This is a genomic window from Xylanibacter brevis ATCC 19188 (genome assembly GCF_000621725.1).
Lineage (GTDB): Bacteria > Bacteroidota > Bacteroidia > Bacteroidales > Bacteroidaceae > Prevotella > Prevotella brevis.
The window spans coordinates 16,168-41,280 of sequence record NZ_KK211333.1 but is presented as its reverse complement, the minus strand read 5'-3'; the positions used below and the strand labels follow the sequence as shown (position 1 = coordinate 41,280).

The window sequence follows — 25,113 nt, the reverse complement described above, 5'->3', positions numbered from 1 at the left end:
TTTTCTTGAATTACAAGTTTTACATAAAAAAAACTATTATATTCCCATTATTTGTAATTATTTTATTTCAATACAGATAATAATATGTAATGGATATGTAAAATATGTAATGGATTTATAATAGCTATATAAAAGTGAAGATAATTTTAACAACATAAATTATCATTACTATAATAATTATTATTATAATAAAGACTAATATACAGGTCTCTTATTCTCCATGCTTTGTATGGATGAAATCGGTATTCTTGCGGTCAATCTTCTGGAGGTTTAATACCATCTTCCATACTAGTGAAGGAAAAGATAGCAGTTTACGGAACAATGATTGTTTGCGCATTTGTTTGGGTATAGCCATGAAGAGCGCTATGCAGAGACAGAACAGAAGAATCCACCACTTGAGAGAGTAGATGTATGATGTATGATGTAAGATGTATGATGTAAGGGGTGTTATGATGCATAGAATAGGGATGATAACAAGGAGAATAGAACGTGGAATAAGTGCCTGTTGGAAGGTCTTGTCAATGTAGTTGATATTTCCATCCATAATAGCCTTCGGAAGATAGGGAACCATCTGGAAGAATGATTGCACCTGACCACTCATCCAGCGCTGGCGTTGACGCTGGAAGTTGTCGCTATTGCTTACCTTTTCATCTAGAACATAGATGTCTTCGGCATAATGGATATAGATGTGTTGTTTCATTAAAAGAGCTTCTAGCTCGCGGTCTTCTACGGCACTTTTCAGCTCGTTGACGTTGTCTTTAAACCATTGATAATCAAAACACATACCAGATCCGATGAGCGCTGAAGATAGGCCCATGCGGTTGTGGCTTTTGCGGAAAATGGTATTGTTGATTTCTTCACTGATACCATCAAGAACAGCCACATCGCTATCGGCATTCTTTGCTGTGCGATGGCACTGGATGACCATTGATGGCTGAGCAATGGCATTTAGTTGTGAGATATAGTCAGAGGCTACGATATTATCTGCATCCAGTACAACGACGAAGTCAAAGAGGCCTTCCACCTTGTTCATGGCAAATTGCAGCGCCTTAGCCTTGCTACTTTTCTGAAAAGAAGGTTGAAGAAGGGTAATTGGAAGTTTGGCCAGCAGTTGGTTGGTTTCAGCTGACATGTGATCTGAGATAACTGCCACATGAAATAGCTCCTGGGGATAGTCTTGATGAATAATCGTTTCTACAGTATGAGCAATGACTGCATCTTCATGATAAGCAGGTATGAGAATCAGGAAGGAATGTTGCTGTTTGCTGGTGGTAAAGTGATGATTTTTAGCCGGTAAAGCAGTTGTTACGGCAAAGCAGAGAATATATGCCACATTGACTGCTATGATGAGCCATAGTAGCATATCGAATGTGTATATGATGGGATAAATACTCATCGCTTAAGCCATACTATTTATTTTGTGGCTGAAGTTATTGACGCTAATCTTCATGTCTTTGCGGAAAGCGCGTACAAATTGGTATAATGAGCCAATCGTAACTAGTGGGGCATTGAGAAAATCTTTATCCCAGTCTTTGGTAACCAGATAGTTGGGGGTGGCAATGGAACAAGCAAGAAGCGCCAATGCAGCAAAGAACCACCATTTGATTGACAGAGTGAAATAGATGAATGGCAGCGTGCAACTCATAATAGTGATAAAGGCCATCATGACGGTGCGTGGCATCATGGTCCATTGTAGAAGCTTATCAATCCAATCGTACCGGCGATTCATAATGGCAGAGGGAAGGTACTTGATGTTGGAGATCTGGCAATGAAGCTGATGATAAATCCATTGACCACGTTCTCTGTTGAAGACCTTCAGTTCGCTTGCTTTATAATCGAATACAAATATATCGTCGGCATAGTCAATAAAGATGCCTTCATGCATCAGCATGGCTTCCAGTTCTTTGCTTTCGCCAATCCAGGAGTGAACCTTCATGATGTGTTGCTTGAACCAGGTGAAGTTGAACATGTAGCCAGATCCGTCTAAGGATGCCGAGAGGCCTACGGAAATATGGCCACGACGGAAAACGGAATTGTTTATCTCTGTGAAGATAGCATCCAGACGTGCAATCGGGGTGTTAAGATTACGAGCCACACGACGGGCTTGAACGACTTTTGTTCCTGCCGACTCGTAGGCATTGTTCATCATCTCAAGAAATTCGGGCATTACAATATTGCCAGCATCGAGCACTATCACAGCGTCATAGATTTTGAACTGGGGCAAATTGATAATGGCATATTGAATGGATTTTGCTTTGGAACTCTCTGCAAAGTTGGGCGTCAAGAGTGTGATAGGAAGTTGAGCCAGACGCATGTTGGTCATCTCGCTTTGATGGTCTGAGACAACAACAACATCAAACATACGCTGAGGATAGGTCTGTCCTAAAATGGCGTTGACGGTATCAAAGATTAATGTATCGTCCTTATATGAGGGAATAATGACGATAAAGCGACTCTCTTGTTTGGCTTTGGGAGCCGGAGACTTATGCTTAAACAGGGCTGCTACAGAAAAAAACAATAGATATGTTGCTGTAATAGCCATAGGGATGAAGAGTGCCCAATCAATAATATATAATATCCACCAGAAATCCATAGTCGTTATAGTTTTAAGAAGTCAATAATGCCTCTCAATGTAGCTTCTGCTTGTTGAGGACATCCTTTGATGATATTCGTGATAATGTCTTTTGTTCCAACTATGCCTATTAAATAGGAATAGGTGAGAAGACGTGTCATAATGGGTATATTTCGTTTTGCCAGAAGCAAGCGATTGCGCATTAAGTAGAAGGTCTTAAGAGGACTGTTTTGACCAGTGGCCTGACTCTCTTTATGATAAATGGTGCATGCAGGCTCATACCATATCTCATAGCCAGCGCGTGAAATCATTAAGGACCAATCGAGTTCTTCATAATATAGAAAGAAGCATTCAGGCATCATGCCTGCCTTTTCAATAACGTCGCGCTTCACCATCATGGCTGCCCCATGAGCATATGGGGTGGGGTGGGCGAGGTCGTGTTGTCCACGATCTTCCTCACCAAAACCAATGGAATGGTTACGAAGGGTGATGGACGAAAGTGGCGTGTAGCCAGCAAACTGTATGGGATGGCTATCCCATGCAAAACGAATCTTTGGGCATACTACTCCAATTCGTTCGGATGAATCTATGCGCTTGATAAGGGCTTCTGGATTCCAATCTTCGCGATGAAGTTCTGTATCGTTGTTGATAAAGAATAGATAGTCGCCCGTTGAGGCTTTAATCCCTAAATTGTTTCCACCTGCAAAGCCTAGATTCTTTGCACTTTTGATGACTTTAACTTGGGGATAGCGCTCCTTGATGATAGCACCTTCGTCTTTTTGTGAAGCATTATCTACTACAATCACCTCCATTTGTTCGTCGAAGGGGATTGAATCAATTAGGGCGCAAGTATCCGTTAGGCCGTTGTAATTGACAGTAATAATAGATATTCTCTTCTTCAAAAGAAACTAGATTTTACACGTTTATTCTTTTTAGCTTCCAACTTGAGACGCTTCTTCTCCTCTTGTATTGCAACGAGTTCTTCCTCATGCTCCACCCATTCTTTTTCTAGGAATGGTAGTACATAGACGATACTTAATCCTCCGTAAAACACCAGGCAGTTCGGGAATTGCATTAAGACTTGGTTGCCATAGCCTCCTAACTGTTGAGAGACAAAAGCGCAACATAAACCTGCTCCAATGCCTCGCAAAGATGGACTATTGATGCGGAAAAGTACAACCCAGCAGGCTCCAAAGAGCATGATCACGGTTGTGATGAGAAATACTGTTATGCCAATTCTACCTGTGTGTATCCATATAAAGACATATTCAGAATCAGGTGGGACTGTTGACATGAATGCATATTTATTATTGGCAGGTACGTTACCACCTCCCGCATGCATGCCAATCCCCCAAGGAGCTTCTTGCATATATCTTTTCATTGCCGCTTGGTTAATTGTTCTTACGTTTGCAGATGCATCATTAGGGTCAAATGCAGAACGCATACGTCGTATTTGCTGATTACCTGAACCTATGTTTGTGAAGGCTAATATAAAGAAAGCTATGCCGAAAAAAATGGAAAAAGGAACCGCAATTTTAACTGATTTTGAAAGAAAGATATATGTTAAAAACCCTGCAGCTAAACAGAATGTTGCTGTTCGTGTTCCAGAAGGAAACATTCCCCATATACATGCAATACCTGTAAAAAGAAAGAAATATTTGTATTTTTTTATTTTATTAGTGATGCCAAAAATCAGAAAAGCAACACCGGTAGAGGCAATGCCAACACCATAATTTGCAGCATCACTATAGATTGAAAAATAGCGTATGAGGCTACCACCTTGTATAATGTGTGTAAGTCGACCTCGAGTTTGAATCCATTGGTTTTCTGCATCGGTAAAACCAATATTCTGTTGTTTCCATACCCAAAATACAGCAAATAGAGCCAATCCTCCCCATAAAAATAAATATTTTATGAGAAGTTTGGAGGATGTAATATAGATTGAAAAAACTAAAAAGGCATACAGAAGTTGGAATGCCATCATGCGGGCTGAAGTGTACCAACTTCCGATATCTATGCCGATATTACATGTGTCGTTTAGTATTTCTAATGTACAGTATGCACACCATACAAGTAAACTTGCAAGCATGATATTCAGTGTGCGTTCCATCTTCAAATCTTTTACATCCATTATTGCTAGCCCAAGCAATAGAATTTCTAACATCTCATTTGGTAATGACATAGGTATTGGTAGGGCTAGATTCTTGAGCTGGATAAAGTAATTGACAATGCAAAGAAGCCAAAAGGTGAACATGCGTTGTCTAAACGATGTAATAACAAATATTACACCAATTGGTAATAAACAGATAATGGCAAAAGCATTGAAGCCCGCAGTGACGAGTTCGTACATGGCCAGTAAGAAGAGGAGAAAGAGTAAAACGACTCTTCCTCCACCCATGTTACTTGATATCGTTCTAAACGAATTCGTCATAAAAGACTATTATCTTGCCTGATTATTCTCTGTTGCGGTAAGACCGAGCTGCGACATGCGATATACGAAGTTGTTGAAACGTGTATAAGGCGGCAACTGGCCTACAAATTCCTCCACCGAATAGCGGTTAGCCTCGGTGAGGTACATGTAAAGCGAGTTCTTGTTCTCTAAACGTGCTTCTAACTCATTTAGCGCTTTTTGGTCGATATCTTTCCAAGTACGGTTGGCACGAGTAACCATTAGGTTGATTGTGCCCATGTTGAGCAACGATGTAGAGATGATGTTGTCATTCAAATTAGGATACTCAATGATTGCAATCTCGTTAGGCATGATGTCGGGACAAAGATCCTTAACATCCTTGGCCATGATGTAGCGGCTATCGTCAGCCAGGAAGTCTTCATCGTAGGTTAAGCGACGGACTTGCAAGCCAATGCTTAGCCAATAGTTCTCCAACTCTTGAGCAATGTAACTCTTACCATTTGAGGCATCGGTTGAAAGAAGATTAAGTACGTTTTGCTGACCATCACGGAAATAAGGAAGCAAGGCTTTGCTCAATTGACGTACTGCCATATCGCTGATCGTCTTGTTGAATCGACGATAGCGTAGGGTGCTCTCCTTGGGGAAACAACCCATGACAGGAATCTCTGTGATACGCTCTGAACGCATGCGATCACGCAGAGTGCGGTCGAGCATCTCAATGATAAAGAAGTAGAGTGCTGTCAATACAAAGGTCAGCATGAATGCTCCAAGAAGCACCATCATGCGGTTGGTGGGCTGTGCATTCAAAGGGAATACTGGTGGATTGAGTACACGCAAGGTCGCAGTTGACATCTGGAGGTTGCGCTGACGCAGTCGAGCAGCATTCAAAGAATTTAGCATTGACATGTAGTTGCTCTCGATAAAGCCGATGTGACGGTCTTTACGATCGAGGGTGGCACCAATAGGTGAGTAGTAAATGAACTGCTCATCAATGCTCTGCTGCATGATGTCTTGTGCGCCAAATTCTGCACGGGTCTTTTCTAATATGATTACTTGTTCCAGCCAACGGTCAATCAACTCCGTAGCTTTGACGCCCGTTTCTGTATTGTAATTAGAAGCTTCAAGGGTTCGTGATAGTACCTTTACTTTTTTAGTAGTCTCTTCCAATTGACGTTCTGCCTTTGCTAATTCCAATTGAGCTTCGTTGCTATTGCTACTTTCACTACTCATTAGCTTCAGATTGGCAATACGTGATTCTAAGCGTGTAATGTCGTGTACTAGCTGTGAAAACTCCTGATTGGACTCGATGATTTTCGCTCTGTCTCCTAATTGCTTCTTGAAATAAGCTATAAGCGCCTCAGTTGTTGCCATATTCATGCGCAGCTCATTTTTCTTGTTTTGCTGCTCCATTTCCAACTGAGTTAATGACTTGGTTTGCTCTCCATAGTTGATGATACGGTGCTTGACGTTATATTTGATAAGATCGTTCTCGGCTCCAGTAAGTACACGATACAGTCGTGCTACTTCTCGCTCGAAGAATTTTATCACATTTAGAGTCTCACCATAGCGCAATTGCTGATATTGACGGGCAAATACTTCATTCAGTATGTCAAGTGTGTTATAGCAGATGCCAGGGTCATTGGCTGAATATGCAATGTCAATAATATCACTACCATTAAGTTGGAGAACTTTTAGTCTACCAGTAATGCTACCGATACTAAAGTAAGGATGATAATTCAAAAGACCAAAAAGGTAGTTGTCTTGTGCAGGCTTTTCGTATGCCTTAAGATTCTTGTATGTGTCGTTCTCGCTGTTATGGTTAATCAAGGCTTTAACATCTGCAGGGACTGTGGCCATCAACTGACGATAATGCTCTGCAGAGATATAGTTATTGTCTTTGTTGGAGTTTCCGTACATCATGCAGCGAGCAAACAAGCGTAAAGCCACTTCATGGATGGTGTTATCAGTTTGAATTATCAGCATGAGGTTGGTCATGTTGGTTTGAGGATTACCACCTGCAATTCCAGATCCACCTTCGATGTTATAACCGGTAATCATACCTGTATATATAGTGGTGTTCGCATTGTATATCCTCTCCATGTTACGGGTAGAGAACCATGCGATTACCAATGCTATCATTGGCAATATGATGAGAAACCGGTGAATCTTATATAGAAATCTGACAATATATCTAAAAATATCCATATGCAGAGTAAAGATTATAAATAACTTTTATTTGTTGTTCTTTGCGGCTTTAGCAGTCTTTTCTGCCTCTTTCGCAGCTCTTGATGCTTCTTTCTCTCTTTGCTTTTCTGCTTTTATCTCTTCTTCCACTTCAGCCTTTATACGTTTCTGCACAACCTTGTTTTCTTTTTCAATCTGCTTTTCGCTCTTCTCGACAGCTTCATCAAGTGTGATGTCGGTTGTCGTATTCGTGATAATAGGTGTATGCGTCAGAATTTCGAGCGTGACGATATCTGTTGTAATCTGTGTCAGGAGGGTTTGATAAGTATTTACGGCACCTTGACTTTCAGTTCCTGCACTTGTATATGCTGAAATATCCATATTTCCATGATGGAACTCAAGCTCATTCAGTGCTTCTGCACCTTGGGCAATAGCAGCAGCCGTACCTGCATTCTTGAGTGCTACAAGATTGTTGGTGATGCGGATATATAGTGTGACAATTTGTAGCTTAAGTTCATCAAAGGCAACATCCTTTTTTAGTTGAGCGTTATCAACTAATAATTTCTTTCTCTTGACTGAGTGACCTAAGTCAAGAAGGTCCTCTAAGGGCACACTGACATTGACTCCTACATTCCAATAAGATTGTTCCGAACCTTGAAACTGATAGATCATTGGACTAACTTCTGAGGAGTTATTACCCCACATGTCGGCTTTACCGTAGCTATAGCTGGCGTGTCCCTGTACATAAGAGAATATATGTTTACGCTGCTTAGTGACTTCGGCTTCTGCAATTTCTTGTTCTTTGGCCAATTGCAGAATGGATGGATTCATTTTGGCGTTTTCAAACAAAACTGCAAGTGGAGGTAACTTAAACGTTGAAAAGCTAAAACCTGTCTGCGAATTTGAATCGAAAAAACCTGCATTAACACCCGTTTCCTCAGATGTTTGACCAAAGGAAATACTGCTAGCAAAAGCTAAAATGGCAGTCAACAATATATTTCTTGTCATAGTCACTTGCTATTTCAGATTGCAATTATACGTTTTCTTTCTGTACAAAGGCAAAGATCGTGCGAAAGATAATCTTCATGTCTAGCCAAAAATTATAGGTCTGGCCATATTGAATATCTAACTGCTTACGTTCTTCTGCTGACATGTTGCCGCCTTTTCCACGTTCCTCAACCTGCCAGAGACCGGTAAGACCAGCAGGAGCAACAAAGCGGTCGATAGAGCTATCGATAGTTAATTTCTCTGCTTCGTAAAGTGGCAAAGGTCTATTACCTACTATAGACATGTCGCCTTTCAGGATGTTGAAAAGCTGTGGTAATTCGTCTATGCTATATTTGCGAATGAATTTGCCAACCTTTGTGACGCGTGGATCATTTTCAATCTTGACGAATGCATTACTGTTTTCCTCTTGACGTTGCTTACTGAAGTCGTTTTCAGAAACCACAAAGTCATCACCGACAAGCATCACCTCTTCGTCACTAATCATCATTTCAGACTCAATACCCATGTCGAACATGTTCTGTTCTGCCTCTTCTCCAAGTGGAGATGTTATTATGGGTTTTTGAGACTTCTCGTTTTCTGAATATTGGTTTGCTGTCTTACTGAGCTCTTTCAGACGCTTTTCAGCATCAGAGTACATAGAGCGGAACTTGAGGAAATCAAAGACCTTATAGTTGGTGCCAACTCGTTTTGACTTGAACAATGCTGGACCTGGACTTTCAAGCTTGATGGCTATCGTCGTTATGATCATTATTGGTGAAAGAATAATGATACCTAACAGAGAAAAAATAACGTCGAAGGTGCGTTTCCAAAGGGGAATTTGAAAGCGCAAAATTTTCTGTTTGGAAACATTCGTGTCAAAAAGCATGTCTTCACGATCGTATATGAACTGAAGTTTCTTACTCAGTTCTGTAACGGGCGCATCGGGGGCCAACGTGTCGTTAATACCGCATTTTTGATATATGATTCTTTCTTCTTGTGATAGCGTGTGGGTCAGAAGAATTATGTATAAGCTTGGACATGTCTGGCGTAGGTATGTAATAGCAGTTACATCCTCAGCACGAAGATTCTTTTCGTAGATGAGGATATAATGCTCATTGTGTGCACGCTTGTTGCACAAATCAGCAGTTTCGATATAACTCCTTGTAAATATGACCTTCTTACCAGGCAGATATTTCAGGCGTTCTTCTGATTCAGGGTCTTGGCCTAAGTAAATAACACCTATCATAGTATTCAATTAGTTGGGCAATATCTTTTTGACTCTGATTTTCAACTCCATGGGGTTGAAAGGCTTTACGATGTAATCTTCTGCACCAATCTCCAATAGGCGGATACGCTCACTCGTCGAGTCTTCACTGGATAGCATGATGACAGGGATGTGGCGGAACAATTCATTCTGCTTAATCCACTCCAAGAAGTCGTCGCCGCGCATTCCTGGCATACGAATGTCAGAAATAATCAAATCGGGAGTATTGCCAGCCTGGAGCCACTTTACGCCTTGAAGTCCATCGGGTAGCCATTGTACGTCATAGTCGCTCATTAGGTAGATTGAGAGAACTTTGGCAATAGTCTCTTTGTCGTCTAGTATAAGAATCTTTTTTTTCATATATGAATAAACTTGTTGTTGACTCTAAAATTTCTTTTCCGTGCAAAGGTAGGAAAAATATTTTAAGCAACCATAAAATGTATGAAAAAAATGCTTTTTTTATCTAAAAAAAGACTTTTCTGTAGTAAAAAGAGGTCAAAAGGTAATTATTATTCTTCGTTTTGGGTTCGAAGTATAATACTGGTGGCACCAATCGTAAACAGAGTGCCATCTTCGATGGTGCGTCGCTCGCCTTGTCGTAGTTCGACATTGTCCACAAAAGTACCTGTATTACTATTTGTGTCTCGAAGCGTGTATTTTAATTGGCCACGTTTGTCCAGACTGACATTTATAATGCAGTGAGTCAAGTCAACGCTGGGGTCGACAGTCTCAATAGGCGTGTTGATGGGATTTCCCTTTTGATAACGACCAATGGTGTTATCGCCCATCTGGAGCGGCAGGATTTGTTTATAGTGAAAAACGTTCTCAATGACAATGATGCTGCCACATGGGGCTTCATCTTTGTTTCTTTCACCATTGTCATTGTTCAACTGCTCGTTTTCTTTTTTTAGAGTTTCGCGCAATTTTGCAGTGCCCAAACGAATACCAAACTGCTTGCCGCACTCAGGACATTGAAATACTAGTGACTGGCCAGCAGTGTATTTTGTTTCATCGAATGTGATGTATTGATCACATTTGGGGCAACGCACTCGCTTCATCTTGAATAATTTATGGCTGAACTTTCATGACCCAAGCATCCTGGAAATACTTGCTTTGGCCCTGCAATGACTGTAAATGATTGTATGCTTCAGATTCGCTGGCGAAGTTGCCATAAACCACTCGTGTCATGGTGGTGGTCAGTATTCGTACATCTTCAAAGCCTTTAGCCTGAAGCTGACTAATGAAGACCTCAGCATTCTTCTTAGAAACCTGGCTTGCTAATACTAAACAGTATTGGGCAGCGGCTTCTTTTGATTGGCTTGTCTCAGCATTAACCTCGCTACTGATGGTTGCTGCGCTATTGGCCATACTGGTTTCTACGATAGCTTTTGCAATTGACTCAGCAGCTACTTCTGCTGCAGGTGTCGCATGATGAGCGCTGGGGATAGATATAAATGCGCTTTGCTGGATGTTGGTTGGTATCTCACTGTCTGATACGGGGGTGCCAATCATGAAGAATGCAATAATTGCAGCAACGGCAGCAACCATATTGCGAATCCATGACATCTTGATGGTAATGGCGTTTTCGTGGATACCAATGCTGTTTGTCTCGGAATTCTGGCCAGCGACAGTATCTATACGCGGCATCTCGAAAGAACCTAGGCCATAAAGAGCTGGCGTTAATATGCCAGCTTCGCAGGGTGCGAATGTAAGATGACCCTCGTCGTTGAGTGAAAGGATACCGATATCGTTTAGTTCGTACTTGCCTTCAGTTTCCAAGTGTAAACGTAGTTCTTGGACTTCAGCTTCAATGCGACGGAGCGCTTCTGGATAGCTGATGTCGTATGCTTCAACGTATGATTGAACAAGTAATGAGTCGTTGATCGTGAGTTGTGGATTGAAGCCCAAAGAGCGGAGTGGGGGGAGAAAAAGGGATTCCTGCTCGTCGAAACGTGCATCCATATAGTGCCCCATGAATCCACCAAGGCCAGGCACAATGACACAATCATTGTTTAATAGTAAAACTTCTATATGTTTTTCCAACTCAATCATGAGTGCAAAATTACTCCTTTTTTTTGAGATAAGCAAATAAAAAACAAAAAATCATTCGACAATTCGGAATAATTTTTTAATTTTGCACTCGGAAATTACTATATAATACATTAATGAATTATAAAGAAACTTCAATAGAAGGAGTGTATGTTATTGAGCCACGGGTGTTTAATGATGCACGTGGATATTTTTTTGAGGCTTGGAAACAGGAGGAATTCGAGCAGCATGTAGGAAAGGTTAGTTTTGTTCAAGATAACGAATCGATGTCTTCTCGCGGTGTGTTAAGAGGTCTTCATTTTCAGAAAGGAGATTATTCTCAGGCGAAGTTAGTGAGAGTTATTCTTGGACGTGTGCTAGATGTTGCCGTAGATTTGCGAAAGAGTTCTCCCACATTCGGACAGTATGTGGCTGTAGAGCTGAGTGATGAGAATAAGCGCCAATTCTTTATTCCTCGTGGATTTGCCCATGGCTTTCTGGTTTTGAGTGAAAAGGCTATCTTTACTTATAAGGTGGACAATGTGTATGCTCCTCAAGAGGAGGCAAGCATTCGTTGGGATGATCCTGATTTGAATATCAAATGGCCTACAGAATCAATGAACGTATTGACTAGCGAGAAGGATCTGAAGGCTCCATTGTTCAAGGATTCTTATTATTTTGATTAGTATTATTTAATTAAGGTGCGATTGGAGATGAAGGGAATATTCGTAACGATGATTTCTTGTGCTGTGATTCTTGTCGCATGCCTTAGTTGTGTCAAATCCAAACCCGATACGTTGAATACCGAGAATCTAAATGCGAAGGCTATGTTGCAGGGTATCTGGGTGGAGGATAATACTGATGAGATTGTATTTAAGGTAGAGGGTGATACTATTTATTATCCTGATAATTCAAGTCAACCGTCCTATTTTCGTATAATCAACGACTCGCTGGAACTTGGTGGATATCGTTATGCGGTAGTGCAACAGTCGGAACATTTCTTTTGTTTTCAGAATCAAACGGGGGATGATGTGAGATTGCGAAAGAGCACATCGCAGGCAGATTCGTTGGCATTCTGTGGGCTGCAGCCTGAGATGATTTCAAGTTCGGCAATTGTGAAACGTGATTCTGTGGTGCTTTACAATGGTGAACGTTACCATTGGTACGTCGTTGTTAACCCCACAAAGTATCAAGTGACAAAGACTTCATATAATAGCGAGGGCGTTGGTGTTGAGAATGTATATTATGACAATATCATACACATCAGTTTATATCATGGTGCGAAACGTTTGTTTTCACGCGACATGAAAAAGCAGATGTATGAAGATAAGGTTCCTAAGGAGTTCCTGTCCCAGGCTATTCTGGGCGGCATGACATATGATTACATAGACGCTAAAGGCGTTCATTTCAATGCCACACTTTGTATCCCAGAAGAAGCCAGTTGCTATATGGTGGAGACGTTAGTTGGTTTCGATGGCCAGCTGTCTATGAATCTGCTGGAGTATTAAGCCAGTTGTCAATCATTCTACGGGCAATCGATAGCTTTTCAGGCAGATTCGGCAGATTGTCACGATGGAACCATGCTGCATTGCTTAACTCTTCGCGTTGTAGATGTAGCTCACCTCCGGCATAGTCGGCTTGGAAACCCACCATGATGCCGCAAGGATAAGGCCAGGGTTGCGAACCAAAGTATCTCAGATTCTTAATAGACAGGCCTGTTTCTTCCATAACTTCCCTTTTGACAGCCTCTTCCAGTGTTTCTCCAGTTTCCACGAAACCGGCTACGAGGCCATAGAAATCTCTTTTAAAGCTTCTACCTCGCGCTAACAATACGGTGTCGGCATCGCGATGGATCAGTACGATAACGGCAGGGGCCAGTTGAGGCCATATTTCTTTGCCGCACATCTCACAACGTTTTGAGATGTCTGTGTGGAAGTGCATATGTCCTCCGCAAACTCCACAGAATTTTGTGTTTTGATCCCAGTAGATCAGTTCGGCACATTTTCCAGCTCTGAGATACAGTTCTTCCGTCAGTTTATAATAGCTTTGGCGGAGAGGGCACATCTCATATTTGTCGTTGTCTGTGACAGGTGTCTCTATGGTGTATGCTTTAACCTCGGCATCGTTGATGGTACCGACATTGAGCATTGTTGTCCAGGGCTTCAGAGCGATGGGAGGCTCTTCAAGGAAAGGAATGGTGTAGGTGCCATCTGCTTTTTTCTCCAACATGATGTCATCCTTACAGAATACAAAATAGTAGCGTTTCATTGTTTTATTCTCCAAATATTAGTTTTCTGTCTCGTTGTGCAGCGGGTTTAGTCCATGTCTCTGGCACAAATTTCCAATTGCTGTTGGGCGAAGGACTGATGTGTCCCATGCGTTGCATCTCCTCCATCATGTAGTGGCGCAAGTCTAAAGATGATTTGAAGATGATGCGTTTCTCAATCTCCTCATTAGCGATGCCAGCTCCTTTGGTTAGCAGTTCGCCGCCGCCACTGCCTCTATAACTGTTCATGGCCACCTTATATGTCTTGTTCTCATTGAATGGTTTACCATTGCTAAGACGTAGTATGCGCACCTTCTGTCCGGCTGGTTTGGTGACATCTACTTCGTAGTCTATGCCAGAGGCGGAATCGAAATTAAATGTGAAGTTCTGGAATGCTGGGCGCTGTTGACTGCCTGTATTGTCCTTTTTGAGAAGTAACAGATGGTCATCGGCACTTTGCATGGTGTTGATCCAGCGGGAGTAGCTCTCTTCCAGATAATTCTTGATTTCCCTGCCGGTCATTTTAAGCACATAGAGTTTGTTCTCATATTTATATAGGTTGAACATATCTGCAACCGTTATGTTACCAGCCTTGATGCTACTATCAAACGAGAGAGGGGCGTTGAAAGATATATCTGCTTTTGATATTTTCAGCATCATGTTGTGAATCAGGTCGGTGAATGCCGAGTTGCCAAAATAGCCGTCGCGTGTACTGATCGTATGGTTGAGGTGACAGATACGCCTGCTGGCATATTGTTTGACGCTGTCTATCTCTTTCTGAAAGTGAGCCATCATGGCCTCGTCAATAGCTTCCTTGCTGATATTGACTAATTCGCCTTTGATAGCCTTGTTAGTGATTTTCCCATCCTTGACTGTCAACTCTATCGTAGCATCCGATACGTGTGTGGCATTGTTGGCTGGATCGAGAATCAAGACCTGCTCTCCTGCCTCATTGGTAATCCATTCTTTGTTGCGGGTGTGGTCGTGACCATAGAAAATGATATCAAATCCTGGCACTTCTCGAGCCACACGAGCAGAAGCATTCTCCTCGATACCATTGCCTAACGTGATGCCACCATCCTTTCCGCTATGGAAGAGTCCTATGACGATGTCGGCATGCTCGCTGTCTTTCACGTGCTTTACCCACCGACTGGCATCTGCTACCATTTCCTGAAACGATAGGCCTTTCCATATAGTCTCGTCCAACCAGCAGGGAATGGTGGGTGTCAGCATGCCGATCACGGCAATTCTTACACCCTCGCGTTCAAACATGGTGTATGGCGCTACATATGCTTTCCCTGTCTTCTTGCTAATGATATTGGCACCAAGCATGGGGCATTTCACCTCCTTTATCCATTTGTCGTACACTTGATGACCCGTTTCAATGTCGTGGTTGCCAATGGTTTGGGCATCGTAACTCATGTAGTTCACCACCGATGCAGCTATATTCTCATCACCAGCGTTCACAAAGTTGCTCCAGTAGTTGAGAGGTTGCCCTTGCAAAATGTCGCCATTGTCCAATAGCAGCAGGTTGTCTCCATAGTCTTTCCTGAGACGATTGACATAGGTACTTACCCTAGCCAAAGAGCCCTCTAATGGCTTGCGCTCAATAAAGTCATAGGGGAAAAAACGCCCATGTACGTCGCTGGTCTCGATAATCCTGAGACGAACGGTCTTTTCTGCAGATTCGGCCTTGATGCTTGAAGTACACAGTAGTGACATACCGATGATTAATAGCTTCTTCATAACGAATGGTGTATAACGATATTCGCCTGCAAAAATACAAAAAATAGAAGGAAAGACGGCAATAAAAAGATAAAAAATTTGAGGGCTGCCAATCAGCAACCCTCAACCAACACAAAAACTAAACTAGACTTAACTAAAGCTTATATAGGATTTTCACAAACCCTTATTAGCGTCTGCAAAGTTACGACTTATTTCCGAAACATCAAAATGTTTTTGGAATAAATTTCACTAAAAATACAAAAACGCTATAATTTTGTGGTTAAATTGACCAAATATTGGTCTAAAATGGTCATTGCGGCCATTGCCTCGACAACGGGTACTGCTCGTGGTAAAACGCATGGATCGTGCCTTCCTCGAGCCGTAAAAGTTGTAGAATTTCCTTCTATGTCAACAGTTGACTGTTCACGTAAAAGCGTGGCCACGGGCTTGAAGGCTATCCTGAAGTAGATGTCTTGCCCGTTGGAGATACCACCTTGGATGCCACCACTGTGATTGGTGGTCGTTTGGATATTGCCGTCTGCCTGGGTAAACACGTCGTTTTGCTCAGATCCGCGCTGTGTGACACCGGCAAATCCTTCGCCGTATTCAAAGCCTTTCACAGCATTGATACTTAGCATGGCGCTGCCTAGTAGAGCATGTAGCTTGTCGAACTCGGGCCCACCGAGCCCAACTGGGCATCCTTTAATCACACAGGTGATTACGCCGCCAATGGTGTCGCCATCGGCTTTCACCTGCTGTATCAGTGCTTCCATTTGGGCGGCTTTCTGCTGATCGGGGCATCTCACGGCGTTGCTCTCAGTCTGCGAGAGGTCGTAGAGACGATAATCGCGCTCCAGTGAAATGTCGCCTACCTGCGATGTGTAGGCCTGAACGGTGATGCCCAGCTGTTGTAAGGCCAACTTAGCCAGTGCTCCGCCTACCACACGACTGATGGTAATGCGGGCAGAAGAGCGGCCACCGCCACGATGGTCGCGCGTACCATATTTATTATAATAAGTGAAATCGGCATGCGATGGGCGAAAGATGGTGCGCAGATTCTCGTAGTCTTGAGAATGCTGATTCTTGTTGCGCACGATGAAACCAATAGGTGTACCTGTTGATACGCCCTCGAAAACACCACTGAGCAGTTCTACCTGATCGGGTTCCTGACGTGAAGTGGTGATAGCACTTTGACCAGGGCGACGACGGTTCAGCTCTTGCTGAATGAAATCCATGTCAATCTGGATGCCTGCCGGCATACCGTCGATAACACCTCCGATGGCTGCGCCGTGGCTTTCGCCAAAGGTGGTCAATGTGAATAGTTGTCCGAATGTGTTCACTTGTCTATGGTATTTAGCTTAGTTATTAATTACATTTGCAGTCGTCGCCGCAGCCGCCACCGCAGCTTCCGCCACAGTCACCGCCACAACCGCCACCGCAGTTGCCGCCGCAGCCACCGCATTCGCCACTCAGATGGCTGAGCAACTTTTGGATTTCTTCGTTGGTAGCTTCGCGGTTTTCCAGCACTTTACCTGTAAACTGCAGTGTCTTGCCAGCCAAGGGATGGTTCGTGTCGAGTGTGACGCCATCGTCTTCGATCTTGTCAACGCGCACCATGAAGCGCTTCTCCTCGCTGTCCATCATGGTGATGACGGCGCCAGGGAAGATGTTTGCCTCGTCAAACTTGCCGTTGACCTCGAAGATTTCGCGTCCTACCTTATGTACACCCTCGGGCTGATACTCTCCGAAAGCATCGGCTGGGGCCAGCGTAAAATCGAATGTAGTGCCTGCCTCCATGTCGATCAGACGATTCTCGAAGCCATCGAGCGAGAATCCGAAACCGCTAATGAAGTTGAACGGACGGTCTTGCTGAGTTTCTTCTTCCAGATTCTTTGCGCCCTCTTTGTCGATAGAGTAGAGCTGATAGCTCACAGAGATGTACTTGTTTTGTTTCTTATCCATTTCTTGTTGATTGTTATATATTTGCTTTGCAAAGGTACGAATTTATTCATAATTACCCGCATGTGCGAGCAATAAATAATTTTATGAAGTCAAAATGGAAGTTAAAAGCCGGTGTAGTAGAGGATGTGCAGAGAGTGGGCTGCCAGCAGAATGGAGCGGTTTATGTAGGAAATGGCTGACAGACCCGAAATAGGTCAAGTCGTTGATTTGGGTCAACAAAAGGGGCTGTTATCGCACACAATTACAAAAAATCCATTGCAGGTTCGTAAAAACGTCGTACCTTTGCATCGTCAAAAGGAAATAAATCCTGATGACAAAGGATAACAATAAAGGATAACATTAAATGAAAGTAGGGACCTGAAAGGGAACAAAAAAGTAGTATTAAACAGAAAAGGATAACCAACACACCCTGAAGGTTCTGAGTAAAGAAAGAAAGGAAAGAGATTATGAAGAAGATTGTTTTGATGATTGTTGCAATGATGAGCATGACTATGACTTATGCTGAGAACGAGAACAACAATGCAACTCTGAACGCTGATGCTTACAATATGAATATCAACATGCGTAAGCTGGCCGTTACACTGGGTCTGAATGGCGATCAGATGGAGGCTGTTGAGGACATCCACAACAACTTCTGCAACGAGATGAAGTTGGCTGCAGCTGCAAATAGCGACGAGCGTGAGGCTCTGGTTGACAACGCCGTACGTAAGGACATCCGCTACATGCACTACGTTCTTGATCGCAAGCAGTACAGAACTTATTTGATGCTGCTCAACGTAACATTGCAGAACCGCGGTTTGAAATAATAGTTTTAAGTGAATAATATTAACTGAAGGTTACTGGAGGTGTACTCGTGATGGAGTGCACCTCTAGTTTTTTTTGACGTTTTGTTTGGAAACTTCACCATAAATGTTTAACTTTGCTGCCAAATAATGCTTGAACTCATGAAAAATATTCGTATCCTTCTTTTGACGTTAGTGTCATCTATTTTAGTGGGATGTGGTACCACTTCAACGGTGCCCATTACGGGGCGTAAGCAGAATCTGCTTGTTGACGACCAGCAGGTGTTGTCACTTTCTTACCAGCAGTATCAGCAGTATATGCAGAATGCCAAGACTTCAACCAATGCTGCCAATGTGGCAATGGTGAAGCGAGTGGGGCAGAATTTGGCCAATGCCGTGGTGAAATATCTAAATACGCATGGTTTAGGCAATGAGGTGTCGCAATATAAGTGGGAGTTCAACCTGGTGCAAGAGCGTTCGGTGAATGCCTTCTGTATGCCTGGTGGAAAGATTGTGGTATATGAGGGTCTTTTGCCTGTGACGCGTGATGAAGCATCACTCGCCGTTGTTTTAGGCCACGAGATAGCACATGCTGTAGCTAAGCACTCAGCCGAACGCTTGAGCAATGAGTATAAAAAGCAGTATGGTGTCACCTTGTTGGGCGTGGGAGCTCAGGCAGCAGGTGCTAGCGATGGTATGACGCAGTTGCTGGGATTAGGTGCATCGCTGGGATCCTCTCTGTGGACCTCTGGTTTCTCGCGCAAACAGGAGAGCGAGGCCGACCACATGGGACTGGTCTTTGCTGCTATGGCAGGCTACGACCCACAGACGGCAGTTTCTTTCTGGCAGCGTATGGCAGCTCAGTCATCGGGGTCTGGTGGCTTGTTTAGCGATCATCCGTCTGATGAGAAACGTATCAAAGACATTCAGAAGTGGTTGCCTGAAGCCAAAAAGTATTATCAATCGAGCTCAGCAGCACCCAAGACAACCAAGACGCTGCATATTACCAGCAAGAAGTCAGCTAAGAAATAGTTACTGAATAAGCATAGAAAAGTGCCACTTTAACCAGTTTAGAGTGGCACTTTTCTGTTTTTATTTAGGCTGAATTGATGGCTTATTCAAGGCGTTTTATAGCTTCAAAGAAAGGCTTCTATCTACCAATAGTTTCGCTTTTGATTTGTTTCTAGACTTTAGATTGATCGTTTCCAGACTCTAGATGAGGTGATTCTAGACTCTGGAATTGGTGCGTCCAGACTCTAGAAATTACTAATCTAGAGTCTAGATGCAGACCAAAACTTACCGAATTAGAGGGCAAAAGTGCCACTTTTAGCTCGTTAAACAATAACTATTGCACATTGAAAGGGCTACTTTTGCTATGCAAGACTAATGCTTTTGTCATTCATAATGGGATTGTGGTGGCTGCTTTATGAAAAGATCTACAGTGGACGAGTTTCTTAAATAATCTTGCAAAAATATGCATTATGTCACGAATATGGAAGTTTTTAGCTAATTTTGCAGCTAAAATCATGCAGAAGATATGAAAAAGGAACTATTAATGATGACTTTGTGTATGACACTTTCTGGTTATGCACAAACAAAAGATGGTGGCATCTCGGACAAGATGCTGAAGGAAATACAGAAAGAAAACGAACTGAGCGGCGTGGAGCGAGCACTGGTGAACGCGGTAGCTGCCAATGCTATCGACAACCTGGCGCAGAACCATCAGAACGCGAAAGCGCTGGATACGCATTTCAGTGTGGAGACAAAATCGCAGTCAATCACTGATCAACAGCAGTCGGGCCGCTGCTGGATGTTTAGCGGCATGAACGTGCTGCGCAATGATTTCAATCTGCGTACCGACTCTCTGACGGTAGAGTTTTCGCAGGCTTACTTGTTCTTCTGGGATCAGTTGGAGAAAGCCAACCTGATGTTGCAAGGCATTATTGATACAGCCGAGAAACCCATTGATGATCAGCGAGTTCAGTTTTTCTTCCATAGTCCAATAGGCGATGGCGGCACATTCTGTGGCGTAGCCGATTTGGCAGAGAAATATGGTTTGGTGCCCAAGGAGGCCATGCCCGAGTCGTTCTCTAGTGATAATACCTCAAAGGCGCGTCAGCTGGTATCTTCAAAACTGCGCGAGTATGGATTGCAGTTGCGTGATATGGCTCAGAAAGGCAAGAAAGGCGTTTCGCTGGATAAGGCCAAGACACGCATGCTGGCACAGATCTACCGCATGTTGCAGTACACCATAGGCGAGCCACCACAGGTGTTCACCTATGCTTTCCGCAATGAAAAGGGTGAGACCGTGGGAGATGAGAAGGAATATACGCCATTGTCATTCTATCAGGAGGTGGTAGGACAGCCACTGAATGGCAGTTTTATCATGGTGATGAACGACCCTCGTCGTGAGTATTACAAGACCTATGAGGTGGATTTCGACCGTCATACCTACGATGGACATAACTGGAAGTATGTGAATCTGCCCATGGACGATATCGAGCAGATGGCTATCAGCGCCCTGAAGGCAGGACGTAAGTTGTATAGTTCGTATGACGTAGGCAAAATGCTGGATCGCAAACGTGGCTATGCTGATACCGAGAACTATGACTACGGATCACTCTTTGGCACTTCGTTTGCTATGAACAAGGCCGAGCGCATCTCTACGTTCGATAGCGGTTCTACCCACGCTATGACGCTGACTGCCGTAGATCTGGACAAGAAAGGCAATGCCAAGAAGTGGAAGGTGGAAAACTCCTGGGGTGCTACTTGGGGACAAAAGGGCTGCCTGATTATGACCGATCGCTGGTTCCGCGAGTATATGTTCCGTCTGGTGGTGCCCAATGAGTTTGTACCCAAGAAGGTGATGCAGGCCTATCAGTCGGCACCCGTCATGGTGATGCCAGAGGATCCCTTGTTCCAGATGGATGAATAATCTGAGGTGTTGTAACCCAGCATCTCCATTTCCAGTGAGGCCCATATAAACGGGCCAATACCCTTCGCATCGTCGTCGCGCTGGGGCTCCGACAGATATTAGTCGTAGCTGCCATCGCGACGGCGATTTTCTTTCACACTTCTCTTAGGGTTGATCTTCCTGATGGCAGCTTCCACCTCAGGAGTTGCTGCCGGGCCGAGCCCAGCCACGCTGCAGCAGTGGGTCAGTGAGATGGTCTTGTCGGCATTGATGCGAATGAAGTTGTTGATAATGCCGTGGTAGGCACGGATGCCAGCATCGCGATACTTGGTGCCCACGTAGCCCTTGCGATAGGCCTTTAGCAGGGTGTAGGCAAACATGGCTGAGCAAGTGCTTTCCAGGTAGTTACCCTCGCGACCAGGAGCATCCATCACCTGATACCACAGATGGCTGCTTTTGTCTTGCCATTTCAAGATGGCATCAAGGTCGCTTTGCAGCAGTTCGATGACTTCCTGACGGCGTGAATAGTCCTCTGGCAGCGCATCGAGCACCTCGATAAGTGCCATTGAGAACCATTCCTGAGCGTCGGTTGTCAACAAGGAAAGAAAGAAAAGTAGGAAGCCGATTAGCAGTAGTCTTTTCATTATCAGGATTGTATGAATGATGTTACTATGTGTGCAAAGTTAAACAAAAAATCAACACAGTCAATCAGTCTCCCGTTCTTTTTATAGATTTATCTGCTTTACGGATAAAAAAACGCCATGAGCTAAGCAGAACTCATGGCGTGATGGTTGTTTTGGGGAGAGTTATTTCTCTAAGGCACTGAACAGCTGGTCAAGGGCTGCATTGGCGTCTCCCTCGCTTTCGTTGAGCAGGGAGACAAACTTAGAACCAATGATGGCACCTGCAGCATTGTCTTGGGCAGCTTCGAGCGTCTGTTTATTGCTGATGCCAAAACCTATCATGCGTGGATTGCGCAGGTTCATAGCATTGATGCGACGGAAGTATGCCTGCTTCTGTTCGTCGAAACTCTTCTGTGTGCCAGTGATAGCTGCCGATGAAACCATATAGATGAAACCATCGGTATGGTCGTCTATGAAGCGGATGCGCTCCTCGCTGGTTTCTGGTGTGATCAGCATGATGATGCGCAGGTCGTATTTGTCGGCTATTGGCTTCACGGTGTTCATGTAGTCGTCGAAGGGAAGATCGGGTATGATAGCTCCGCTGACACCAGCGTCCACACACGACTGGCAGAACGCTTCGATGCCGTAGTGCAGAATGGGGTTGAGGTAGCCCATCAATACCAATGGTATCTCTACTTGATCCTTGATGCTCTTCAGTTGGCTAAAAAGCAACTTCAGGTTCATACCGTTTTTCAGCGCCTTGGTGGCAGCACTCTGAATAACGGGGCCATCGGCCAGAGGATCGCTGAAGGGAATGCCTACCTCAATCATCGAGATGCCGCGCTGCTGCATGGCCAGAATGACATCGGCAGTGCCTTCGAGTGTAGGACAACCTGCACAGAAGTAGAGCGAAAGAAGTTTCTTGTCCTTACTATTTTCGAAGAGATAGTTAATCTTGTTCATAGAGCTTGAATGAATTGTTTGAGTTGTTTGATATCTTTTAGTCCAGGGGTTATTTCAAAGCGGGAGTTGAGGTCTATGCCGATGCATTGAGGATGATAGAAGTGTCTTAGCTTCTCTGCGTCGTCAGGACCTATTCCGCCACTCAGCAGAAAAGGCGTCTGGCCGTTGTAGGCTGCAAGCACATCCCAGTCGAACTTCTCGCCATTTCCGCCTACCGACTTTCCCTTTGTGTCGAAAAGGAAATAGCTGACCACACCCACGTAAGCTTCTGTTTGGGTAAAATCATCGGCAGTGGCAATGTTGAAGGCTTTGATGAGTGGCCATTCTGCCAGTTGGCTGGCATATTCTGCAGATTCGGAGCCATGAAGCTGGATGTAGTCGAGCTGGTATTCGCGGGCCTTTTCTCTCACTACTTCAATGTCTTCGTCAACAAATACACCTACACGCTTCACCTTTGTTGGCAGATAATCAGGTATCCGGCTGACATATCTCTTGGATTTGGGCCAAAAGATAAAACCCATCAGGTCGATGTCCAGCGCTTCAGCCTCGCGGATATTGTCCGCCTCTCGCATTCCACAGACTTTTATCATAACTTAGAAATCACAGACCTTTTTATTATAACTTAGAAATAAATGCGTTGAGTGCTACGCCAGGATCGGCTGTTTTCATGAAGTTCTCGCCAATGAGGAAACCACGAAAACCAGCAGAACGAAGAAGTTTCACGGTGTTGGGGTCTGAAATGCCGCTTTCGCTTACTTTCACCGCTTCTCTTGGCAGAAGTTCTGCCAGTCTGAAAGAGTTCTCTACGTCTGTAACAAACGAGCCGAGGTTGCGATTGTTGATGCCACATACGTCTGGTTCCAACTCGGCATATTCCAGTTCTGCTTCCGAATGCATCTCGAGCAATACCTCCAAACCCAGCGCATGGGCCTTGTCCATCAGGCGTTTGCACTCCTGTTTTGAAAGACATGCAGCAATCAAGAGTACTGCCGAAGCGCCACAGAGGGCTGCAGCATAGAGCTGAGCCTCGTCGATGACGAAGTTCTTGTAAAGGATAGGCAAGGTGACGCCACTCTGCCGCGCCTGACGAATAAACTCGTCTGCTCCACCGAAGTAGTGCTCATCGGTGAGGATAGAGAGGGCTGCAGCACCATTCTGCTGATAGCTCAGGGGGATGATATCGGCCCGTCCGTCTTGCTTTATCCATCCTTTCGAAGGCGATTTGCGTTTGAACTCGGCAATGATGCCCGTCTCGCTCTGCAGCAGCGCCTCGCGCAAAGAGGGTTTCTTTGCGCAAAGGCGTTCCAGCTCCAGATGTTTATGGGCAACGATTTCTTTTAGAATATCTTGCATCATGTTATTTCTTCGTTATTGTGTTGTCGCGATATCAACTGTTGTCTTGAGAATAGTTTAGCTATTCAACTCAACAAACTTCTTGAAGGTCTTCAGTGCGTTGCCACTATCGATACTTTCGCGGGCTATCTCAATGCACTCCTCAATGCTCTTCTTGCCTTGTTCCAATACCTGGATACCAAAGGCAGCGTTAGCCAGTACGATATTCTTCTGAGCTGGCAGTGCACGATTTTCAAGAACAGAGTCGAAGATAGCTGCAGCTTCTTCCTCGGTGGCACCACCTACTAATTCTTCGGGTTTTGCAATGTCGAAGCCCAAATCCTGTGGTTTAAAGATACGTTCGTATTCTTTGGTCGTCACCTTGAAGTCGCCAGTGAGTGATATTTCATCGTAGCCATCAATAGAGTTGACGATGCCATAGTCTATGCCCAACTTTTGGTAAACGCTGTTGTAGAGGCGCATCTGGTCCAGATTGGCCACACCCAGCAGCTGGCACTTGGGTTGTGAGGGGTTGACGATGGGGCCCAGCAAGTTGAAGATGGTGGGGAACTGCAGGGCCTTGCGGATAGGACCAACAAACTTCATGGCTTTGGCAAAGAGCTGTGCATGAAGATAAACAATGCCAGCCTCGTTCAGCGAACGGTTCAGCTTGTCGATATCATCCGTGAACTTTATGCCGTGATGCTGAATCACATTGCTGGCACCCGATACAGAAGTAGCTGCATAGTTGCCATGCTTAGCTACCTTATAGCCAGCACCTGCAATGACGAAACAAGCAGTAGTAGAGATATTGAACGTATTCTTGCGATCGCCACCCGTTCCTACGACGTCGATATAGCGATCGGCTTCAAGAATGGCAGGAACACCTGTCTCCAGAATGCCATCGCGAAATCCCAGCAGTTCATCTACGGTGACGCCACGCATCTGCAGACAGGTCAGCAGCGCTGTGATTTGTTCGTTGGGGTATTCGCTCTGTGTGATACCAATCAGAATCGATTTCATTTCCTCACGAGTCAGTTCCTCGTGGTTCAGCAACCTGAAGAGGTAGCTTTTCATTGTCTGTTCCATCTTTTTTGTGTT

The 25,113-nt window shown here is 44.2% G+C and carries 25 protein-coding genes; 6 read left to right on the top strand and 19 right to left on the bottom strand.

Annotation, left to right across the window (positions count from 1 at the left end; translation table 11 throughout):
* Positions 1-211: 211 nt before the first annotated feature.
* The 10 genes from T433_RS0112805 to T433_RS0112760 form a co-directional block, all read right to left on the bottom strand.
* The gene (locus T433_RS0112805) at positions 212-1,396 is read right to left on the bottom strand and encodes a glycosyltransferase family 2 protein (protein WP_044110005.1); all 1,185 of its coding nucleotides are present in this window, start codon (positions 1,394-1,396) and stop codon (positions 212-214) included.
* A 3-nt stretch (positions 1,397-1,399) separates the two neighbouring features.
* The gene (locus T433_RS15505; protein ID WP_052357131.1) at positions 1,400-2,593 is read right to left on the bottom strand and encodes a glycosyltransferase family 2 protein; all 1,194 of its coding nucleotides are present in this window, start codon (positions 2,591-2,593) and stop codon (positions 1,400-1,402) included.
* A 5-nt stretch (positions 2,594-2,598) separates the two neighbouring features.
* Positions 2,599-3,474: a glycosyltransferase family 2 protein gene (locus T433_RS0112795; RefSeq protein WP_027456073.1), complete on the bottom strand. Its 876-nt coding sequence runs from the start codon at positions 3,472-3,474 to the stop codon at positions 2,599-2,601.
* Positions 3,471-4,970, bottom strand: a complete 1,500-nt coding sequence (locus T433_RS0112790; RefSeq protein ID WP_027456072.1) for an O-antigen ligase family protein — start codon at positions 4,968-4,970, stop codon at positions 3,471-3,473. Before T433_RS0112790 ends, T433_RS0112795 begins: the two co-directional genes overlap by 4 nt.
* Before the next feature lie 42 nt (positions 4,971-5,012).
* Positions 5,013-7,121: a GumC family protein gene (locus T433_RS0112785; RefSeq protein ID WP_248616531.1), complete on the bottom strand. Its 2,109-nt coding sequence runs from the start codon at positions 7,119-7,121 to the stop codon at positions 5,013-5,015.
* Between the two features lie 93 nt (positions 7,122-7,214).
* Positions 7,215-8,174 carry a TolC family protein gene (locus T433_RS0112780; protein ID WP_027456070.1) on the bottom strand — a complete coding sequence of 320 codons (960 nt, stop codon included), beginning with the start codon at positions 8,172-8,174 and terminating at the stop codon, positions 7,215-7,217.
* A 25-nt stretch (positions 8,175-8,199) separates the two neighbouring features.
* A complete protein-coding gene (locus tag T433_RS0112775) occupies positions 8,200-9,399 on the bottom strand; it encodes a sugar transferase (protein WP_027456069.1) in 1,200 nt (399 codons plus the stop codon).
* A 9-nt stretch (positions 9,400-9,408) separates the two neighbouring features.
* Positions 9,409-9,777: a response regulator transcription factor gene (locus T433_RS0112770; protein WP_027449457.1), complete on the bottom strand. Its 369-nt coding sequence runs from the start codon at positions 9,775-9,777 to the stop codon at positions 9,409-9,411.
* A gap of 149 nt (positions 9,778-9,926) precedes the next feature.
* Positions 9,927-10,475: an FHA domain-containing protein gene (locus T433_RS0112765; RefSeq protein WP_027456068.1), complete on the bottom strand. Its 549-nt coding sequence runs from the start codon at positions 10,473-10,475 to the stop codon at positions 9,927-9,929.
* A gap of 10 nt (positions 10,476-10,485) precedes the next feature.
* A complete protein-coding gene (locus T433_RS0112760) occupies positions 10,486-11,469 on the bottom strand; it encodes an HU domain-containing protein (protein WP_027456067.1) in 984 nt (327 codons plus the stop codon).
* Positions 11,470-11,582: 113 nt separating this feature from the next.
* On the opposite strand from T433_RS0112760, the gene rfbC reads away from it, so the two are divergent.
* Complete coding sequence (rfbC, locus tag T433_RS0112755; protein WP_027449454.1) at positions 11,583-12,131, top strand: dTDP-4-dehydrorhamnose 3,5-epimerase; 549 nt, start codon at positions 11,583-11,585, stop codon at positions 12,129-12,131.
* A 27-nt stretch (positions 12,132-12,158) separates the two neighbouring features.
* Positions 12,159-12,953: a DUF4738 domain-containing protein gene (locus T433_RS0112750; protein ID WP_027449453.1), complete on the top strand. Its 795-nt coding sequence runs from the start codon at positions 12,159-12,161 to the stop codon at positions 12,951-12,953.
* On the opposite strand, the gene nudC is transcribed toward T433_RS0112750, so the two are convergent.
* The 4 genes from nudC to T433_RS0112730 all read right to left on the bottom strand — a co-directional run bounded on the left by nudC (position 12,931) and on the right by T433_RS0112730 (position 17,398).
* The gene (nudC, locus tag T433_RS0112745; RefSeq protein ID WP_027456066.1) at positions 12,931-13,713 is read right to left on the bottom strand and encodes an NAD(+) diphosphatase; all 783 of its coding nucleotides are present in this window, start codon (positions 13,711-13,713) and stop codon (positions 12,931-12,933) included. The two genes, T433_RS0112750 and nudC, sit on opposite strands and share 23 nt — an antisense overlap.
* A gap of 4 nt (positions 13,714-13,717) precedes the next feature.
* Entirely contained in the window at positions 13,718-15,457 is a 1,740-nt protein-coding gene (locus T433_RS0112740) for a bifunctional metallophosphatase/5'-nucleotidase (protein ID WP_027456065.1), read from the bottom strand.
* Between the two features lie 245 nt (positions 15,458-15,702).
* Entirely contained in the window at positions 15,703-16,776 is a 1,074-nt protein-coding gene (gene aroC / locus T433_RS0112735; RefSeq protein WP_027456064.1) for a chorismate synthase, read from the bottom strand.
* A gap of 25 nt (positions 16,777-16,801) precedes the next feature.
* Entirely contained in the window at positions 16,802-17,398 is a 597-nt protein-coding gene (locus T433_RS0112730) for an FKBP-type peptidyl-prolyl cis-trans isomerase (RefSeq protein WP_027449449.1), read from the bottom strand.
* Between the two features lie 171 nt (positions 17,399-17,569).
* Here T433_RS0112730 and T433_RS16660 point away from each other — a divergent pair, with 171 nt between their 5' ends.
* From T433_RS16660 to T433_RS0112710, 4 genes are all read left to right on the top strand, one after another.
* Positions 17,570-17,722, top strand: a complete 153-nt coding sequence (locus T433_RS16660) for a hypothetical protein (RefSeq protein WP_162164205.1) — start codon at positions 17,570-17,572, stop codon at positions 17,720-17,722.
* 122 nt (positions 17,723-17,844) lie between these two features.
* Complete coding sequence (locus T433_RS0112720; RefSeq protein WP_027449448.1) at positions 17,845-18,204, top strand: hypothetical protein; 360 nt, start codon at positions 17,845-17,847, stop codon at positions 18,202-18,204.
* A gap of 138 nt (positions 18,205-18,342) precedes the next feature.
* Positions 18,343-19,212, top strand: a complete 870-nt coding sequence (locus T433_RS0112715) for a M48 family metallopeptidase (RefSeq protein WP_027456063.1) — start codon at positions 18,343-18,345, stop codon at positions 19,210-19,212.
* 505 nt (positions 19,213-19,717) lie between these two features.
* On the top strand, positions 19,718-21,115 hold the full coding sequence (locus T433_RS0112710) for a C1 family peptidase (RefSeq protein WP_027456062.1): 1,398 nt from the start codon (positions 19,718-19,720) through the stop codon (positions 21,113-21,115).
* A 98-nt stretch (positions 21,116-21,213) separates the two neighbouring features.
* Here T433_RS0112710 and T433_RS0112705 read toward each other — a convergent pair whose 3' ends face one another.
* The 5 genes from T433_RS0112705 to trpD all read right to left on the bottom strand — a co-directional run bounded on the left by T433_RS0112705 (position 21,214) and on the right by trpD (position 25,089).
* Positions 21,214-21,738 carry a glycoside hydrolase family 88 protein gene (locus tag T433_RS0112705; protein ID WP_345938765.1) on the bottom strand — a complete coding sequence of 175 codons (525 nt, stop codon included), beginning with the start codon at positions 21,736-21,738 and terminating at the stop codon, positions 21,214-21,216.
* Positions 21,739-21,900: 162 nt separating this feature from the next.
* Complete coding sequence (gene trpA, locus T433_RS0112700; protein ID WP_027449445.1) at positions 21,901-22,680, bottom strand: tryptophan synthase subunit alpha; 780 nt, start codon at positions 22,678-22,680, stop codon at positions 21,901-21,903.
* On the bottom strand, positions 22,677-23,270 hold the full coding sequence (locus T433_RS0112695; RefSeq protein ID WP_081778497.1) for a phosphoribosylanthranilate isomerase: 594 nt from the start codon (positions 23,268-23,270) through the stop codon (positions 22,677-22,679). Before T433_RS0112695 ends, trpA begins: the two co-directional genes overlap by 4 nt.
* Before the next feature lie 25 nt (positions 23,271-23,295).
* Complete coding sequence (trpC, locus tag T433_RS0112690) at positions 23,296-24,033, bottom strand: indole-3-glycerol phosphate synthase TrpC (protein WP_027456060.1); 738 nt, start codon at positions 24,031-24,033, stop codon at positions 23,296-23,298.
* A gap of 57 nt (positions 24,034-24,090) precedes the next feature.
* On the bottom strand, positions 24,091-25,089 hold the full coding sequence (gene trpD / locus T433_RS0112685) for an anthranilate phosphoribosyltransferase (RefSeq protein WP_027449442.1): 999 nt from the start codon (positions 25,087-25,089) through the stop codon (positions 24,091-24,093).
* Positions 25,090-25,113 lie beyond the last annotated feature (24 nt).